The organism is Pseudoalteromonas sp. Scap25, from assembly GCF_013394125.1.
Classification (GTDB): Bacteria; Pseudomonadota; Gammaproteobacteria; order Enterobacterales; family Alteromonadaceae; genus Pseudoalteromonas.
Window position 1 is genome coordinate 2,404,383 of sequence record NZ_CP041327.1, and the last position, 18,010, is coordinate 2,422,392.

Below are 18,010 nucleotides of genomic sequence, written 5' to 3' on the forward strand. Positions count from 1 at the left end.
AACAAAAACGCCAGCATTTGCTGGCGTTTCTATTTTAATTAAAGACTTTCTAAAAAATCTTCATCAAAATCTTCAGGCTCTTCTTTTATTGGCGGGTTACCGTCAAATAACTCGTATAATTGACGCTGAAAATAAATGTCTTTAATAAATAAGTAGGGATCTAACGAATCATTTAATAACCCTTCCTGAGCCATTAAAGACGCACGCGCTTCAACCGCTTTTAGTGCGAACACTAAAATGGTTTGTGGCGTGGTCAGTGCTATTTCAGGCAATACAAGGTTATCAACAACATCACCGGTTAAGTTACGTGCGGTAGATGGCCCCATTGCTGGGATCATTAAATAAGCACCATCACCCACTCCCCACACACCTAAAGTTTGGCCAAAGTCCTCGCTAGTTACTTCAAGCCCAAGTGAGCTGGCCACATCAAATATGCCAAATACACCCACCGTTGAATTCACTAAAAAACGTGCAAAATTAATTCCAGCACTGCTTGGTTTTCCTTGCAGGCCGGCATTTATAATATCAACGGGTGCAGTAATATTATCGGTAAAGTGCACAATACTACGACGAACAGGCTGCGGTGTAACAGTGATGTAACCCACTGCTGCTGGCCTTAAAATATAGGTATCGAGTACGTCCATATTAAAGTCATAAATGGGTCTATTTACACTTTGTAAGGGATCGCGCTCATCATATTTACTCTCGGGCACTTGAGCACAGCCCGATAAGGTGAGTAAACATAATAAAAGTAAGCCTTGTTTTAACATCTCAAATCCTTAAGGTATTAATGTATCAATGTTCAGTTGCACTTGTCGCACATCTTTACGAAGCAGTACTTCAGAGTGGCCTTCAAGCTCACCAGTACTTGGCATCACTGAATCATCATTAGAAATACGCGCAGAAATAACAATTTCATTAGCACTGGATAAATTTAGCCCCGCCATCATGGCGTTCTTGTCGCTCAGCTCAACGGTGATTGGAAAGCTATAGTCAGTCAGTTTAACAACGGCTAAAGGCATTGGTGAACCTTCAGAAGCTTTAGCAAACACAAACAAAATACCGTTACTGGGCTGTTTCTCTTCGAGTTGCTCGTCAATCTTAACCGTAACCTGAATACCCTGTACAACTCGCTGGTCGTGGCTGTTTAGCTCACTTTGCTTAGCTATTTGGCCATCAATTTCACTAATGCGCTTTGAAATCATAGCATAACGCGTATCTGACTCGTCCATACTGGCAAGAAGTACCTCAAATGCAGCTTTTGCCTGTATCCAATCCTTTCTCTCAAAAGCAATCAGCGCAAGTAACGAAATCGCATCGAGGTTATTTGGCTGTGCTTGTAGTACTTTAGAAAGCATACCCGCTGCGCGAGTCATATTTTCATCACTACCCTCAAGTAATAATACCTGCGAGTAACTCACCAAAGCTTGCATATTATCAGAGTTCATTGACAATGCTTTATCAAATGACTGTTTTGCCATGTCAAACTCATTAAGCATTATAGCCACACGCCCTAACAGCATCCAAGCCACTTCATCGTCACCGCTTTGGCTTAACTTAGTACGCAGTGCCAATGCAAACGCTTGCAGTTCATTTTTAGTTAACGGCTCACCTTTTTGCATTACAGCGCGTTGGCCATAATCGGCCAAATTGTCCATTGCATCATGCCAAGCCGCTATTTGTTGCTGGCTGCCGGTCATTGCATAAAATATACCCGCTAACGCAATTAAAAACGCCGCCCCTGTTAAAGCAAATATACGATTATCACCACGACTATTGAGTGACTTTTCTGGTGATAATTCATTTAGCAAACGGCGTTTTAGCTCAACAATTGCCTCGCTGTGGTTTTGCGAGTCTATGCGTTGGTTGTCTAAATCAGCCTGCAGTTCAACTAAACGCTGCTCATAAATGCTGATAAGCTCAGCATTAGCGTTATGAGTAATCGTTACTACGCGCTCTTTTTTTAAAAAAGGCACAATAATAAACAGCAATGCAATGAGTGTGAGTAAAGCAAAAGACGCCCACATTAGAATCATTTAACTTTGCTCCTGACGTTTATTTTGTTTAATCAACTTATTGAGCATCACTTCATCAGTGTCACTCCACGTTTGTTTTACCGACGCTTTACGCTGGCGAATAACAATAAAGCCAAAGCCTATTATTACAATGAGTACTGGCAACACCCACAGAATTAACGTAGCCGGCGTTACTGGTGGATCGTAATGAACAAAGTAGCCATAGCGGTCAATCATATAGTCAATGACTTCGTCTTTGCTTTTACCATCTTTTACTAACGCCAATACGCGATCGCGTAAATCTTTTGCAACTACGGCATCTGAATCAGCAATATTTTGGTTTTGACATTTAGGGCAGCGTAATTCCTTAGTTAGCTCTTCAAAACGAACCGCTTGATCGTTGCTATCAAACTGATAACGGTCTTGTTGAGCAAACGCAGCTAAACTAACAAATAAGCTAAGGGTTAATAAAAACAATCTCATTGCTGAAGCTCCTGCATAAGAGGCGCAAATTTAGCGCGCCAAACTCGAGGGTTTATATCACCGGTGTGGTGTAACAAAATAGTACCATTTTTATCAACTAAAAATGTTTCTGGTGCTCCAGACACCCCCAAATCTAACGCCAAAGAGCGCTCTAAATCTAAAATATTAAACTGATAAGGGTTACCTGCGCGCGCAAGCATATTACTCACATCGTCACGCAGAGCTTGCATATCAAACGGGCCATCAAAGTCGGCATCGTAGCTTTGCACATAATACAAACCGATAATTTTAATGCCTTGTTCGCGAAGCTTAGTTAAATAATCAAGCTCAGCTAGACACGTTGGGCACCATGTGCCCCACACGTTTAATAAATACACATCACCTTTTAACTGCTCATCAGTCCAACGTTTATTATCTTGCATTAAATCAGGCAAGTTAAATGTCGGTACGGTTTGACCAATACGTCCTGTTTGTATTTCCCGAGGGTTAGCAAACAACCCTTGATATAAAAACACACAAATAAAGATGAAAATTAATAAAGGGACTATTGCCATCAATTTACGATTCATAATGCCCCCTCTAATTCATCTTTGCGGGGTGTAGCGCGATAACGCTTATCAAATAAAATCACAAACCCAGCGAGTGAGATCAGAATGCCACCAATCCACATCCAACGCACAAACGGCTTGTGGTAAATACGTAATGACCATGCTCCTTCACTTAATTGCTCGCCAAGGGCGAGATATAAATCGCGAGTAAAACCTGCATCTATTGCAGCTTCAGTCATAAATTGCATACCAATATCGTATCGGCGTTTTTCTGCATAAAGACGCGCAATCGTTTTGTCTTCTTTTGACACTGTTACCACACCAGCATGACCACTGTAGTTTGCACCACGAATTGTCTTCACGCCTTCAAAACGGTATTGATACTGATTAAGCTGTACGCTATCACCTGGCTTCATGGCTACATCGCGCTCAACTGAATACGCAGAGGTAAGGGTAATACCGGCAATAACAAAGGCTAAACCAACATGACCAAGCACCATAGCCCAATAACTTAAACCTAAGCGTTTGATGCCAAGTTTAATTGTTCCATGAACTGCGGCCTTGGTGTAAAGGTCGATAAAGGTGGCTATAAATATCCATACACCCAATGTAGTCGCTAACAGAGTGAGTGGCGTAACCACTTCATAACTGCTAAACAGCCAAGCACAGGTAACAACAACACTGGCTAGTGCGCCAACAAATATTTTGTTTTGTAAAAATGCCCATTTATTTTGCTTCCAGCGCAAAAATGGCCCTATGCCCATTAAAATCGCAAATGGCACCAGTAGAATGGCAAACATTTTATTAAAGAAAGGTTCGCCAATAGAAATGCTGCCTAAGCCCATTTCTTTGTGCACCATAGGTAATAAAGTACCTAATAGTACAATTAAGGTGGCAACCACTAAGAAAATGTTATTTAGCCAAAGTGCTACTTCACGAGAGACAAACTTATAACGTCCTTCACTTTTAACTTGTGACACACGCAAGCCGTAAAGCGCTAAGCCGCCGCCAACAACAATGGCTAAGAAAGCAAGAATAAATAGTCCACGATCTGGATCGGTTGCAAAGGCGTGCACCGAAACAATAATCCCTGAACGAACAATAAAAGTGCCCAGTAAACTTAATGAAAAAGCAGCAATTGCTAATAATACGGTCCATGATTTAAATACACCGCGCTTTTCAGTCACACTTAAAGAGTGTAATAAAGCCGTTGCCACTAACCATGGCATCAGTGATGCGTTCTCAACTGGATCCCAGAACCACCAGCCGCCCCAGCCAAGTTCTGCATAGGCCCACCAACTACCAATGGTAATACCTAAGGTTAAAAAGCCCCATGCAGTCATTGTCCATGGGCGTGACCACTTCGCCCAGGTATTATCGAGTTTACCAGTTAATAGTGCAGCAATAGCAAAGGAAAAAGCCACAGAAAGCCCCACATACCCCATGTAAAGTAATGGTGGATGAATGATCATGCCTGGGTCTTGTAATAATGGGTTTAAGTCTCGCCCTTCAACTGGGAAATAGGGCAATAAACGCTCAAACGGACTTGAAAGCAATAAGGTGTACATCATAAAGCCGACACCTAAAAAGCCAAGCACACCTAATACACGAGCACGAAGCACCCAAGGAAGTGACTTTGAACGCACAGCGACCAGAGCTGTCCACCCGGCTTGCATAAGTAACCACAGTAAAATAGCACCTTCATGACCGCCCCATGTAGAGGTGATTTTATAATACCAAGGTAAGGTGCTACTTGAATGATAAGCAACGTAAGACACGGTAAAATCATCGGTGAGGCTGGCATAAATAAGAACAGCGAACGACAAAGCAACAAATGCAAACTGACCAACCGCTAATGATGGCGCTGCGCGCATCAAACGAAGATTACCTGTGTGTGCTCCCCAAAGTGGGAAAATACACAACAGCACACTGAGCACCATGGCCAATGTTAAAGAAAAATAACCAATTTCTGGGATCATATCAGCTCCCACTATCTAAGTTATATTTTGGCTTTTCGTGCTTAATGCCTTTTACTGCCTCAGCAACTTCTGCCGGCATATATTCTTCATCATGCTTGGCCAATACTTCAAATGCTTCAATCACGTTAGGCTCTACTAACACACCTTGCGCAACAATCCCTTGTCCTTCACGAAACAAATCAGGCAAAATACCTTGATAACGTACCGTTACCAATGGGCCTGTATCAATCAGCTTAAAACTTACTTTTAGGCTTTGTTCATTTCTGATCACAGAGCCTGGTACTACCATACCGCCAATTCTCAGCTTTTGACCTACAAACGGCTTTTCTTTATCGGGACCTTTACCATCAATTAATTCGCTGGGGGTGTAAAACAAATTAATATTTTCTTGTAAGGCGTACAACACTAAACCAATTGATCCGCCAATACCAAAGAGTACGGCGATAATAACCAAAAGGCGTTTTTTACGTCTAGGGTTCACGAGGTTTGCTCCTGCTTAGAATTTTTAATTCGAGTTTCACGTGCAATTTGCTGCTCAACGGACGCTAAAATTTGTTTTTTGTCGCGTAACGAGCTAAATAAAATACCTAATAAAATCAATGCACATGTACCAAAAGAAAGCCATACATAAAAACCATAGCCTCCCATTGCAATAAAATCTGAAAACGAGTCAAACTGCATAATTACCCCTTAGTTAACAACTGTCGCACCCATGGGCGGTGCTTTTCACGGTGTAAAATTTCATTTTTAAGACGAATTAAAGTCACCGTACCGACAAACGCGGCAAAGGCTAAAATATTAATCATTAATGGCCAAAACATACTAGGGTCAACCGCATCGCGATTAAACTTAGTGATACTCGCCCCTTGGTGCAGGGTATTCCACCACTCCACCGAAAAGTGAATAATAGGTAGGTTGATCACCCCTACTATGGCTAAAATTGACGCGGCGCGACCGGCTGACTTTTTATCTTCAAAGGCATGGTACAAAGACAACACCCCTAAGTATAAAAATAATAAAATAAGTTCAGAAGTCAGTCGTGCATCCCATACCCACCAAGCACCCCACATCGGTTTACCCCATGCGGCACCGGTAATTAAGGCTATTGCAGTCATACACGCGCCAACAGGCGCGATTGCAATTACCGCAAGTTCTGCATTACGCAATTGCCATACCAAGGCAACAATGGCAGCAATCGCCATTGATGAATATGCGCCCATAGATAAAATAGCGGAGGGCACGTGAATAAAAATAATACGATAACTGTCTTTTTGTTGGTAATCGGCAGGGGCAAAACCTAACCCCCAAATCCAACCAACAATCATACTAACGACCGTTACTACTGCAAAATATGGCAGTAGAGTATTGCATAATTGATATGCTCGCTCTGCTTTCGCATACGGATGTAACCACTTCCACATATTAACTTACACTCACTTTTAATGCTGATGATATGGCAATTGGTGCACTGATAATCGCAACGACTAACATAGCACCAAGGATTGCAAGCTGACCACTGTAATCCAGCGACATAGTGCTGGTATCAATAGCGGAAGTTGCAAAAATTAAAACTGGAATATACAAAGGCAACACTAATAAGCTCATTAAAATGCCGCCTTTTTGTAATCCCACAGTCAAACCCGCCCCTATTGCGCCAATAAAGCTTAATAAAGGGCTTCCTAGTAATAGCGTTAATAACGTGGCCATTAAGGCCGTTGTTTCTAAATTTAGTAATAAAGCAAATAAAGGAGTCATAAAGACCAACGGTAAGCCGGTGATCACCCAATGGGCCGCAACTTTACCTAGCACAGTTAATGATAATGGATACGAGGAAGCAATTAGTTGCTCCAAAGAGCCATCGTTATAGTCATCTCTAAATAACTTATCGAGTCCAAGCATGGTTGATAATAAAGCCGCAACCCAAATAATGCCTGGCGCCATTCTTGATAACAACCCAGGCTCTGGCCCTATTGCTAATGGGAATAACGAGATAACAATTAAAAAAAACAAGATAGGATTGACTATTTCAGCACGCTGGCGAAAAGCGAGTTTAACGTCTTTACTAAATACCGCGACAAATAACTGCCAATATGAGTGCTGTCGTGTCATTAGTGGCGGTACTCCAAAGTCAAGGTCTGTAGGTCACTAAAGTGGGTGGTTAGGTCTTGGTGTGTTGTTAACAAAATAGCGCCCCCCTTTGATAAGTGCTCAGTAAAACGTTGCTGTAAAAAAGCAACGCCACTTTTGTCGAGCGCTGTAAATGGTTCATCTAAAATCCATAACTTAGCTTCAGATAACCATAATCTAACCAAAGCTACTCGTCTTTGTTGACCCGCCGATAATGTTCTTACGGGCACATCTTCCAGCCCTACCAAACCTAACTTACTCAACAAAGGATATAAATCAGGTGTATTAACATAACCATTAATTGCCAACCAATGTGCTACATTTTCAACTGCACTGAGTTGTACATTAACTCCGGTTTTATGGCCTATAAATAATAAATCTCTGGCGTATTCGTCATAATATTTTTTGATAGATTGATTAAGGTATAAAATATCACCTTCATCAGGCAGCGAAAAACCGGCAATGATGCGCAATAATGATGTTTTGCCAGCCCCATTAGGACCAGCTAACTGCATGATTTGACCGCTTTTAAGGCTAAAATTAAGTTCATCAAACAAACAACGCTCTTGCTTGATACAAGTAACGGACTTAATGTGTAACAAGATGACGATTCTCTCTGCCAAAAATTAGCGGTAAGTCTACCATAATGATAGGGTAATACGAATATTGCTTTAGAATCGATTTACTTAAAATACAGAAAACTTGATATAAAATAATGAATACACCAACGCACATTACAGTGACTAACCCACAGGTTAGTAATCAAACAACCGATTCGGGTAAAACTGCGTTACCAATACTGCCGCCTGAAGTACTAGCGGCAAAAAACATTCAGTTTTCTAAAGATTCAGTTACGCTTGATGTATTTATGAATAAGCATTGGCAAACAATTCGGCTCACTGTTAATGAAGCCCCAACAAACGTTGAAAAAATAGCGAGTGCTAACATACAACTAAGTGCAGATGGTAAAAGCTTAACCATTATTCCTAACAACAGCACCTTATCAATTAAACAACCAGAACAGTTACAGCGGTTTTTAAACTTTATAAACACTCAAAGTGATATTCAAAACAACCCGCTATCGATACAAGTTACTTTAAAGCCAACGCCAAAACTGGTGATTGAAAAATTTAATGCCAGCATCGCCATTAATAAACAAGTAGCGCAATTACTGGCCGAAGAACCCTTATTAAAAGGCATAATTGATACTGATGGCAAAGGTACACGGCTAAATATCATTAATCGTTTTGCTGACATTGTACATTCTCAACCTTTAAGCCAGGCAAAACTAACACAATTAGTTGCTAACAATTTAGGTCATGCTCAGCTTCATGCTACACCCAAGTTTGCGGTGCTAACTCCAAATACCGCAAAAAGCTCGTTAAATATTAGCTTAAGCCATCAACAGTTATCTGAACTACCCACAACGCCGACTAAGGTAACTATTAGCAGCCAAGCAGATAAACTATTAATTAAAACCGCTTATCAAAATATAACCGTGGAGCTTAAAAACTCATTTAGTAAACCATTTAATGAAATGCTGTTACAGCAACCGCAAGTTGCTATCGATTCGCAAAAAATTAAGTCTCATCCACTTAGTACCGTTAATAGTCCAATTCAATCATGGCTAAAAAGCAGCTTTGCTGATTTTAAAACACGTATTTTAGATGCGGTAAAACATTTTGAAAGCAAGCCATTTACCACTGTATTAAACGCATCTCAAAAACCAAACATTGCTTTTAATGAACAGCAACAATTGCTCGCGCCAACGCAAAAAATAGACATTACGCAATTAAAAAGCCCTTTAGGAACTCCCCCCCCTTTAGTGCAACTAACCCAGCAGCTAAAAACCAGTATCTCTTTATGGCAACAGCGAGCGTTACCAACACCCGTAGATTTACACCCTGTTATTACCCAATCAGCACAAACAGCTAATAGCACCTTAACAGCCGTTAATCATTTGCAGCCACTGGAAAAGCTATTATTGACAGCCGTTTTAAAGCAAACCGAAACCGCTCCAATAGAGCAAAAAGAAGCAAGCAAACACGCTCTAAGCAGCCAACTAAACACTATCGTAACTAAGGCGGCAGATCAGGGTACTGACTTAAACCGCTTGGTTAATCAAGCTTTTAACCGTATGTTGTCAGAAAGTAATTTACACCCGACCACCATACAACGTGAAATACTCAGCACTATAAAGCCGACACAACTAACCAGTGACACTTTGCAGAGTTCCTTTAATCGAGGTGTAGAACAACTTTCATTAAGCATTTTAGCTGCGCCGATTATTAACCAAAACCCAACAGCCGTTAGCATTAATAATCAAAGCGGTTTAGAGGCCCTACTTCAGGTTTTATTACCAAGCTTCAAGGCCGGTAATAATACTAATAAGTTATTAGAACAGTTACAGCAACCACAAGTGCAAGCATTAGCAGGTGAATTAACACAAATTAAAAACACCTTAAGCCAAGTACAAGCGCCCGTTTTGAGCCAGCAGCCTGACACTAACTCCTTAGTGCAGTTTTTATTGCCTATGAAACTGCCACCAGAGGCGGCACAAACAGAAATATCGTTAGGACAATATAAAAAGCCAAACAACGGCAAATTAGCGGATAAAAACGTGTGGTTTGTAAGATTAAATTTTGATTATGCTGAACTAGGTAAGCTGCAAATAACCGCAGAGTTGATGGACAAAGCATTAGATTGTCAGTTATTAGCGTCCACTCAAGCTGTGAGCGCGTTGGCTCATCCACACCTTGATAATTTACGCTCAAAACTAGCAAAACAGGGCTTACAAGTCGGCGATCTTAATTTGAAACGCGCAGATGACAACCATCAAGCATTTTATCAATCCCATACCATTATAAATATTAAGGTTTAGCCATGACGGATTCATTTAAAAACAATTCAGCAATTGGACTGCTCTACGAAACGGGTAATTCACCCACCGTAAGCGCTAAAGGGTTTGGAGAATTGGCGGATGAAATTATTGCCCTAGCTAAAGATAAAGGTATTTTAATCCATCAGGATGAAGCACTTGCAAATACACTGTCGAAATTAGAGCTTGGCGAAGAGATCCCTAAAGAGCTTTACTTTGTTATTGCTGAACTGATTGCTTTTTCATATGTGGTAAGAGGGAAATTCCCGCCCGGATGGCAGGACTTTCAAGGGAAGCTCAATATAAAAGCATGAGCCAATATGATAAAAACAAAAAAGGCGCTAAGCGCCTTTTTGTTTGTGTAAAGAAAATAACAGTTCTGCTTCGGCGCGGGGTAATTCACACTCGCGAATAACCTCATCTAAATCAGCACCTAGCTCAACCATTTTTACCGCTCGAGAGTATATTTTAGCATCAGGGTCATCGTATTTTTGAGCAGCTTGTTGCTGTATCAGCTCTTGGTTTTGTTGTTCTACCTCAAGCACTCGTTTACCAATACTCATTAATCCAGTTCGTAACTCAGAGACTTCGCTACGTAAAATATTAATCTGCTCTGATGAATCTTTAAATTGCTGTAATTGTGCGCCAAGCTCATTCGCATAACGCTTTTTAAACATCACAATTAACAGCAGCGAGAATAGCCCAAATGCCAAACCCGCAATTGCAATACCAAGTAATAACATAATTTTATGTAGAGAAGCTTATATATCGCTTAACTCATCCCATTCGTCATCACTAAGTAGTTTATTTAAATCAACCAGAATAAGTAGCTCATTATCGCGGTTACATACACCTTGAATAAATTTAGCACTTTCTTCAGTACCCACGTTTGGAGCGCTGTCAATTTCTGAGCTACGTAAATACACGACCTCAGACACGCTATCGGCTAAAATACCAATTACTTGTTCTTCAGCTTCAATAATCAAAATACGTGAATTGTCGGTCGCTTCAATGTCAGGTAACCCAAAGCGAGAGCGAGTATCAATAACGGTAACAACATTACCACGCAGGTTGATAATACCAATCACATACGAAGGCGCACCTGGGACAGGAGCAATTTCGGTGTAACGCAGTATTTCTTGCACTTGCATTACATTTACGCCATAAGTTTCATCTTCTAGCTTAAACGTAACCCACTGTAAAATTTCATCATTATTATCTGCATTTTTTTTAGCTGACAGTAATTTATCTTCACTCATGCTCTTACCTCGTAATGGTCATTACTTGTGACGGCTATCTAAGCCCTTCTCTAATAGTGCATTTAAATTATTAACATCTATTAAAGCACACATTTTTTCTTTAATTACTCCAGCAAGCCATGGGCGCTTACTGTCATTTGTACGCCATTTTACATCTTCTTTACTCAATGTAATGTTATTTATTAGTTTTTCTGCTAATAAACCCCACTGGCTATCACCTAAAGTGATTAGATATTGATAATTTAAAGATGCCTCTAACTGCTCATCATACTTTTCAGGCATAACCCAGCGTGCAGTATCAACAACATTGAGCTTTTCTTCTCGGTTGATCATGACACCTTTAAACCATTTAGGTTTACCAAATAAATGATTCACTTCCCCAAGCTCATGAATGCCGCCTAACGCTTTTAATGGCACTGCTAAAGTGAGTCCTGCTACCTCAAAAAATAATGCCTGAAATTCACCATCAAAGTATTCAGCTTCATTACCAAGTGCTACATCATGTTCAGTTTTAAGCTGCTGAACTTGGTGAGAATCTATTTCTACATTCGTTACCTGCTCATGGCGTTTTTCAACCTCAACAACCGGCTCAACTACCGATTCAACCTGAAGTGGTTGCTCTTTTTGCTCTTCATACGCTACCTGCTCAAGCAATTTAGCAACAGGCTCAAGGTCTTTCGCTGGTACGTCATCAGATAATAACGCCCCTAAATACTGAGTGACTACTTTTTCATTAGCAAATAATTGCTTACTCATTTATTAACCTTGTTTTATTAAATATTCGAGCAATGCTTTATAAGCATAGACTCCACGGGCATTAGGGCAAAAATCAATAGGCACTTTTTGCGCTAAACTCGCATCTCTAAATTTTGTATCAACAGGAATTACACCTGGCCATACTTTTTCTTTGTACGTATCTTGTAATGTTTTATAGGCTTCAAGTGACGCTTTGGTGCGCTTATCATACATAGTTGGAATTATAGTATATTCATAGCTTTTCGCTTGCGAGGTTTGCATTAATTCCATAGTACGCATCATTCTATCAAGCCCCTTAAGCGCTAAGAACTCAGTTTGTACTGGCACCAGCACTCTTTCACAAGCAGCAAGGGCATTGACCATAAGTACCCCTAAAACGGGCGGACAATCTAAAATTGCGTAATCGTAATGCTCGCCAATTTTAGCCAATGTTTTTTTTAAAATCAGGCCCATCCCCGTTTTATTACCCATACTACGGTCAAGTGTAGCAATCGCCATTGTGGCAGGTAAAATATCAAGATTTTCTATAGTAGAAGGGCATAATGCTTGCAATATTTCCTCGCTTTTCATGCTCGACCCGCGACTGAAAATATCGTAAACACTGACCTCTAAATCTTCTGAATCAATGCCAAAGTAATAAGTTAATGATGCATGTGGATCGGTATCAATCAGTAACACTCGCTTACCTTGAAGCGCAAGGATGCCAGCAAGGCTAACCGCTGTAGTGGTTTTACCTACCCCTCCTTTTTGATTGGCTACTGTCCAGATTTTCACATTACATCCTAATTACTGTTCATTACGCGTAGTAACACGAATACCACCATGCTCTAAGCGAATTATTTTTATTGTATCGTCTTGAGTAGGCAGCTCAACTTCAGCTGGTTTAATAGCTTCAGGAAGTTGCTGCTCAGTATCCTCATCCGCTGACTCTAAAACCAAGCCGTATTTGGAAAGCGCAATCACCACTTTGCGGTTTTCAGCCCGCCCTGCTTCGGTATCATTATCGGCAAAAGGTGAGTATTGGCCATATCCCTCAATTGCCATGCGCGCAGATTGAATACCTAAGCGCTCTAATTCAACTAATATTGATGTTGCACGTGCCACCGACAACTCCCAATTAGAGCGAAATATTTCATTGCGAATAGTTTCGTTATCTGTGTATCCCCGCACTCTTATATAGTTATCGACAGGTGCGATTATTGCTTCAATCTTTTTTACAACGTCTTTAGCTTGGTTATGCGCAACGGCACTACCGCTGGCAAACAACAACCCAGAATTAAGTTCAATAACCAGCCAATCTTGACTAAGCTCTAAGCTTGCATCGCCACTACGTATTTCATCAATGAGTGACGACTGTAGTTTGACCAGTAAACTGTCGAGTGGCTTACCTAAGTGACGCTGGCTGATATTGCTATTATCACTTTGGCCATCGAGCAATACTGGCCCTTGTTCTTGTTTTTGAATACTTTCGCCATATAAAACTTCAGCCTCGGGAGTCACTCTTTCAAGCAACAAAGCATCGCCGTTTACTCCCTTACCTTGCTGAGAAAATTGTTTAGCTGACTTATCAAAAACATGCTCAAGAGAGTCAGATAAAACTTGTATATTGTCTTCTTTGTTTATTGCAATAGCATACAATACAACAAAAAATGCAAACATAATGGTCATGTAATCTGCATAAGAGACTAGCCAACGCTCAGTATGTTGGCTTTTAACGTTTTGATGACGTAAGCGACGGCGAAGCATAACCGCTAATGAGCCTGTAATATAGGACGTTCAACGCGGTAAGCTTCAAGCTTTAATTCTATATTAATAGGGCTCTCGCCTTGGCTAATGGCAATAACGCCTTCAGCTAGCATTTCATGGTAAAGCATTTTTTGCTCAACCCGTTGCTTTAATTTGTTGGCCATCGGCAAAAACAGTAAATTAGCTAAACCTACACCATATATAGTCGCAATGAATGCAGTGGCAATACCCGTTCCTAATTGCTCAGGATCGTTAATAAACGACATAGCTTGGATCAGTCCAAGCACAGCACCTAAAATACCAATGGTTGGGCTGTAACCTCCCATCGCTTCATACACTCGGCTAGCTTCCAGCAATCGTTCTCGTTCAAGTAATAAATCAATCTCGAGAGTATCACGAAGCTTTTGATCTGAGCAGCCATCGACTAATAAACTCAGTCCTTTAGTGGCATAAGGGTCAGAGTGAGTAAGTGCTTCGTTTTCGAGCGCTAAATAGCCCTCTTGGCGGGCTTTATGCGACCAGCGTTTTACTTGTTCAATCGTATCTTCAATATCGTGGTCATCAGTAACAAAAACCCAATGAGTAATACTAAGCATTTTCTTAAATGTATTGGCTGATGTTTGCAGCATCACTGCTCCTAATGTGCCGCCTAATACAATAATAAGTGCAGGCCCATTAAACAGAGCAGATACCACACCTCCCTCTAAAGAATAACCGATTGCAATAGCACCTAATGCAACCAATAATCCTAAAATAGAAAGCTTATCCACAGCCAATCTCTCTTTTTAAACGCGCAGCAACATCATGAAGACCTATGCTTTCACTTGCTAATCCTGCACTTGCTACTGCTTGCGGCATACCATATACAACACAGCTTTTTTCATCTTGAGCCCAAATTGTAGCGCCAGTTTGTTTAAGCATACGAGCACCATCACGACCATCCGCGCCCATACCAGTCAAAATAACGGCAAGTACATCACCTTGGTATGCTTTTGCTGCACTAGCAAAGGTTATGTCAACACTAGGCTTATAGCTTACTCGTTCATTTTTATCTTCAAATACGCGTAGTGTTCTGTTTGAACCCCGTCCTTCTACCATCATTTGCTGCCCACCTGGTGCTAAATATGCACAGCCAGGTTGAAGCCTATCGCCTTGCTGTGCTTCTTTTACTTTAATTTTGCACAAGCTATCTAATCGGGTTGCGAACGCAGGTGTAAATGCCGCAGGCATGTGTTGTATGAGTAGTATTGGGTGTGGGAAATTAGCAGGTAACTGAGTCAATATAGTTTGCAGTGCAACCGGTCCACCTGTTGATGTCCCAATAGCAACTAGTTGATACTGTTTACCACTTGCGCGCACTGATGTACCACTACTGGTTGGTACAGGAGCTGTATTATTGAAGCTGCGATCAGGTTGAACAATTGGCTTTTTAGCGAGATTAGAAAAGCGTTCAGACGTGCTTGGTGCTGGTTTACTTATACTAGGAGAGGCTGGCGCTCTTGTGATTCTACCAATACGCTGGCGACCTATTTCCTTAACCTTATTTTGTAGTAACTTAATTGCATCGTCGTTGTTACGTGCGATATCTTCAAACTTTTTCGGTAAAAAGTCCATCGCACCAGCATCAAGTGCATCTAAGGTAGCAGATGCCCCTGCACGCGTTAACGACGAGAACATTAAAATAGGAGTGGGATTACTCGCCATTATCTCTTTAACTGCGCTGATGCCATCAAGCACAGGCATTTCAACATCCATGGTGATCACATCGGGTCGTAGTTGAGCTGTTTTATCGACAGCTTCTCGACCATTTACAGCGAAACCTATAACTTCAATGCCGCTGTCTTGTTCAAGTATTTCACTCACTCTGCGGCGAAAAAAGCTTGAATCATCAACTACTAAAACTTTAACAGCCATTTCGCTCTCTTATTCAATGAATGGGTAGGCATAAAATGTATGCCTACTTTTAATTATCCAGCGTAATGCTTTAACATATTTGGCACATCTAGGATCAGTGCAATACCACCATCAGAGGTAATTGTTGCACCTGCCATACCTGGTGTACCTTGAAGTAATGCGTCTAGAGGCTTAATTACCACTTCTTCTTGACCAATGAGCGAGTCAACAACAAAACCCACTTTTTGAGTTCCTATTTGCACAATAACCACATGACCTTGTGCTTTTCGCTGACCTCTATCGGCGCCTTTAATGAGCCAATGTTCAAGGTAGAATAGTGGAATTGATTTTTTACGAACAATTATAGTTAGCTGGCCATCAACCACATTGGTTTTTGTTAAATCTAAATGGAATATTTCACTCACACCCGCCAGCGGCAACGCAAAGGTTTGTTCGCCAACTATTACCATTAAGGTAGGCAGTATCGCTAGAGTAAGTGGCACTTTAATTTCTAAAGTAGTACCAACACCCATTTCTGATTTGATATTCACCGAGCCATTGAGTTGAGTGATTTTTGTTTTAACCACATCCATACCAACACCACGGCCGGAAATATCTGAGATCTCTTCTTTAGTTGAAAAACCAGGTGCAAAAATAAGATTATACGCTTCAGTATCAGAAAGACGACTCGCTTGGTCGTGATCAAGCACCCCTTTACTAATCGCAATCTTTTTAAGCTTTTCAGCATCCATACCGGCACCATCATCTTGGATGGTAAGTAGAATATGATCGCCTTGTTGAGAAGCTGATAAGGTCACAGTACCCGTTCTAGGTTTACCCGATGCTTCACGAACATCTGGCATTTCAATACCATGATCCACTGAGTTGCGCACTAAATGCACCAATGGATCTGCCAATGCTTCTACTAAGTTTTTGTCTAAATCAGTGTCTTCACCAACAAGTAATAAATTAATATCTTTTTGTAGCGTTCGTGCTAAATCTCGAACTACACGTGGAAAACGGCCAAACACTTTTTTGATTGGCTGCATTCGCGTTTGCATTACCGCACCTTGGATATCAGCAGTCACTACATCTAAATTAGAAATAGCTTTGCCCATAGCCTCGCTGTCAGAGTTTGTTGCCAGACTCACCAAACGGTTTCGCACAAGTACCAGCTCGCCTACCATATTCATTATTTGGTCTAAACGTTTGGTGTCAACACGAACCGTTGTTTCTGCCGGTGGAGGCGCTGCTTTTTTAGGCGGCGCGGCCTTGGCTGGCTGTGGAGCAGGCGCCGGCTTAGCAGGCTCTGCTTTTGGTACCGGTTTCGGTTCAGGTTTTGGTACAGGTTTCGGTGTAGCAGCAGGTGCAGACTTGTTTGCGGCTACGGGCTCAGGTTTACTTGCCGGAGCCGATACTTCTATAGCTTTAGGTGCACCTTTGCCATGTAATTCATCTAGCAAAGCTTCAAATTCATCGTCACTTATTTCATCATCGCCCGCGCTTGAGTCACTATTTTGTGAATCTACTACAGGAGCTGATGGTGCTTGCTGTGGTGTACTTGCAGTGCTTTGAGTAACTTCGCCAAAACTACCAACACCATGAAGCTCATCTAATAAGCTATCAAATTCATCATCTGTAATATCGCCATTTACATCACTGTCGCTTGATGGGGATTGTTTTTCTTGCGTGGACTGGCCTTTACCATGAAGCTCATCAAGAAGACTTTCGAACTCATCTTCAGTTATTTCATCAATCTGAGAGTCTGAGCTACTACTATCTGGGCCGCTAAATAATTCATCAAATGCGAATGGGTCTTCTTCAGAATCATTGCTAGGTTGTTCTACAGCGGCCTCAGGTTCTACTGATGGGGTTTCAACAGAGGCTGTATCTTCCTCAACTACAGCATCGCCGGCTAGCTCTTCTGCCGTCGGTGGTTGTCCAAGCTTATGAAGGACTGCAAGTAACTCTGGATCAGCAGGTTCTGGCTGGTCACGATTTTTAATTGTGGCAAACATTTCATTAATGGTGTCGAGCGCTTGTAAAATTACATCCATTAATTCAGAGTTAACTGTTCTTACACCTTGGCGCAATAAATCAAACACGTTTTCAGCACCATGACATGCATCAACAAGCTCTGTCATTGCCAAAAAGCCGGCGCCACCTTTTACAGTGTGGAAACCACGAAATATTGCGTTTAGTAGTTCAGTATCATCTGGGTTGTTTTCCAGTTCTACTAACTGTTCAGATAAAAGCTCAAGGATTTCTCCGGCCTCTACTAAAAAGTCTTGTAAAATATCTTCATCGACTTCAAAGCTCATGCAGT

At 41.3% G+C, this 18,010-nt stretch carries 20 protein-coding genes; 2 read left to right on the forward strand and 18 right to left on the reverse strand.

What is annotated here, in order from left to right:
• Window positions 1-38: 38 nt before the first annotated feature.
• The 10 genes from FLM54_RS11135 to ccmA are packed head-to-tail and all read right to left on the reverse strand — an operon-like array spanning window position 39 to window position 7,754.
• On the reverse strand, window positions 39-770 hold the full coding sequence (locus FLM54_RS11135; RefSeq protein ID WP_138605324.1) for a VacJ family lipoprotein: 732 nt from the start codon (window positions 768-770) through the stop codon (window positions 39-41).
• A 9-nt stretch (window positions 771-779) separates the two neighbouring features.
• The gene (ccmI, locus tag FLM54_RS11140; RefSeq protein ID WP_138605323.1) at window positions 780-2,036 is read right to left on the reverse strand and encodes a c-type cytochrome biogenesis protein CcmI; all 1,257 of its coding nucleotides are present in this window, start codon (window positions 2,034-2,036) and stop codon (window positions 780-782) included.
• Window positions 2,037-2,498 (reverse strand): cytochrome c-type biogenesis protein CcmH, encoded by a 462-nt coding sequence (locus tag FLM54_RS11145; RefSeq protein WP_178956399.1) that lies wholly within the window; start codon window positions 2,496-2,498, stop codon window positions 2,037-2,039. It lies immediately after the preceding gene.
• The gene (locus FLM54_RS11150; protein WP_138605321.1) at window positions 2,495-3,067 is read right to left on the reverse strand and encodes a DsbE family thiol:disulfide interchange protein; all 573 of its coding nucleotides are present in this window, start codon (window positions 3,065-3,067) and stop codon (window positions 2,495-2,497) included. Before FLM54_RS11150 ends, FLM54_RS11145 begins: the two co-directional genes overlap by 4 nt.
• Window positions 3,064-5,025, reverse strand: coding sequence for a heme lyase CcmF/NrfE family subunit (locus FLM54_RS11155; protein ID WP_178956400.1), 1,962 nt, complete (start codon window positions 5,023-5,025; stop codon window positions 3,064-3,066). Before FLM54_RS11155 ends, FLM54_RS11150 begins: the two co-directional genes overlap by 4 nt.
• 1 nt (window position 5,026) lies before the next feature.
• Window positions 5,027-5,506 carry a cytochrome c maturation protein CcmE gene (gene ccmE, locus FLM54_RS11160; RefSeq protein WP_138605319.1) on the reverse strand — a complete coding sequence of 160 codons (480 nt, stop codon included), beginning with the start codon at window positions 5,504-5,506 and terminating at the stop codon, window positions 5,027-5,029.
• Window positions 5,503-5,706, reverse strand: a complete 204-nt coding sequence (ccmD, locus tag FLM54_RS11165) for a heme exporter protein CcmD (RefSeq protein ID WP_008112240.1) — start codon at window positions 5,704-5,706, stop codon at window positions 5,503-5,505. The genes ccmE and ccmD overlap by 4 nt, the downstream gene beginning before the upstream one ends.
• Window positions 5,707-5,708: 2 nt before the next feature.
• On the reverse strand, window positions 5,709-6,446 hold the full coding sequence (locus tag FLM54_RS11170; RefSeq protein ID WP_138605318.1) for a heme ABC transporter permease: 738 nt from the start codon (window positions 6,444-6,446) through the stop codon (window positions 5,709-5,711).
• 1 nt (window position 6,447) lies between these two features.
• Window positions 6,448-7,134, reverse strand: coding sequence for a heme exporter protein CcmB (gene ccmB / locus FLM54_RS11175; RefSeq protein WP_178956401.1), 687 nt, complete (start codon window positions 7,132-7,134; stop codon window positions 6,448-6,450).
• A complete protein-coding gene (gene ccmA / locus FLM54_RS11180; protein ID WP_178956402.1) occupies window positions 7,134-7,754 on the reverse strand; it encodes a cytochrome c biogenesis heme-transporting ATPase CcmA in 621 nt (206 codons plus the stop codon). The genes ccmB and ccmA overlap by 1 nt, the downstream gene beginning before the upstream one ends.
• A 113-nt stretch (window positions 7,755-7,867) precedes the next feature.
• On the opposite strand from ccmA, the gene FLM54_RS11185 reads away from it, so the two are divergent.
• The gene (locus tag FLM54_RS11185; RefSeq protein WP_178956403.1) at window positions 7,868-10,033 is read left to right on the forward strand and encodes a flagellar hook-length control protein FliK; all 2,166 of its coding nucleotides are present in this window, start codon (window positions 7,868-7,870) and stop codon (window positions 10,031-10,033) included.
• Window positions 10,034-10,035: 2 nt separating this feature from the next.
• On the forward strand, window positions 10,036-10,344 hold the full coding sequence (locus FLM54_RS11190; protein WP_054201705.1) for an EscU/YscU/HrcU family type III secretion system export apparatus switch protein: 309 nt from the start codon (window positions 10,036-10,038) through the stop codon (window positions 10,342-10,344).
• Window positions 10,345-10,371: 27 nt separating this feature from the next.
• On the opposite strand, the gene FLM54_RS11195 is transcribed toward FLM54_RS11190, so the two are convergent.
• From FLM54_RS11195 to FLM54_RS11230, 8 genes are read right to left on the reverse strand one after another with little or no spacing between them, the layout of a single operon-like run.
• On the reverse strand, window positions 10,372-10,773 hold the full coding sequence (locus FLM54_RS11195; RefSeq protein WP_054201706.1) for a DUF2802 domain-containing protein: 402 nt from the start codon (window positions 10,771-10,773) through the stop codon (window positions 10,372-10,374).
• Between the two features lie 18 nt (window positions 10,774-10,791).
• Window positions 10,792-11,289 carry a chemotaxis protein CheW gene (locus FLM54_RS11200; protein ID WP_008112225.1) on the reverse strand — a complete coding sequence of 166 codons (498 nt, stop codon included), beginning with the start codon at window positions 11,287-11,289 and terminating at the stop codon, window positions 10,792-10,794.
• Between the two features lie 21 nt (window positions 11,290-11,310).
• Entirely contained in the window at window positions 11,311-12,045 is a 735-nt protein-coding gene (locus FLM54_RS11205; protein WP_178956404.1) for a CheW domain-containing protein, read from the reverse strand.
• Window positions 12,046-12,048: 3 nt separating this feature from the next.
• Window positions 12,049-12,819: a ParA family protein gene (locus FLM54_RS11210; protein ID WP_138605313.1), complete on the reverse strand. Its 771-nt coding sequence runs from the start codon at window positions 12,817-12,819 to the stop codon at window positions 12,049-12,051.
• 12 nt (window positions 12,820-12,831) lie between these two features.
• Window positions 12,832-13,791 carry a flagellar motor protein MotB gene (locus tag FLM54_RS11215; RefSeq protein WP_178956405.1) on the reverse strand — a complete coding sequence of 320 codons (960 nt, stop codon included), beginning with the start codon at window positions 13,789-13,791 and terminating at the stop codon, window positions 12,832-12,834.
• Between the two features lie 5 nt (window positions 13,792-13,796).
• Window positions 13,797-14,561 carry a flagellar motor protein gene (locus FLM54_RS11220; protein WP_138605311.1) on the reverse strand — a complete coding sequence of 255 codons (765 nt, stop codon included), beginning with the start codon at window positions 14,559-14,561 and terminating at the stop codon, window positions 13,797-13,799.
• Window positions 14,554-15,705, reverse strand: a complete 1,152-nt coding sequence (locus FLM54_RS11225; RefSeq protein WP_178956406.1) for a chemotaxis response regulator protein-glutamate methylesterase — start codon at window positions 15,703-15,705, stop codon at window positions 14,554-14,556. Before FLM54_RS11225 ends, FLM54_RS11220 begins: the two co-directional genes overlap by 8 nt.
• Before the next feature lie 53 nt (window positions 15,706-15,758).
• On the reverse strand, window positions 15,759-18,005 hold the full coding sequence (locus FLM54_RS11230) for a chemotaxis protein CheA (protein WP_178956407.1): 2,247 nt from the start codon (window positions 18,003-18,005) through the stop codon (window positions 15,759-15,761).
• Window positions 18,006-18,010 lie beyond the last annotated feature (5 nt).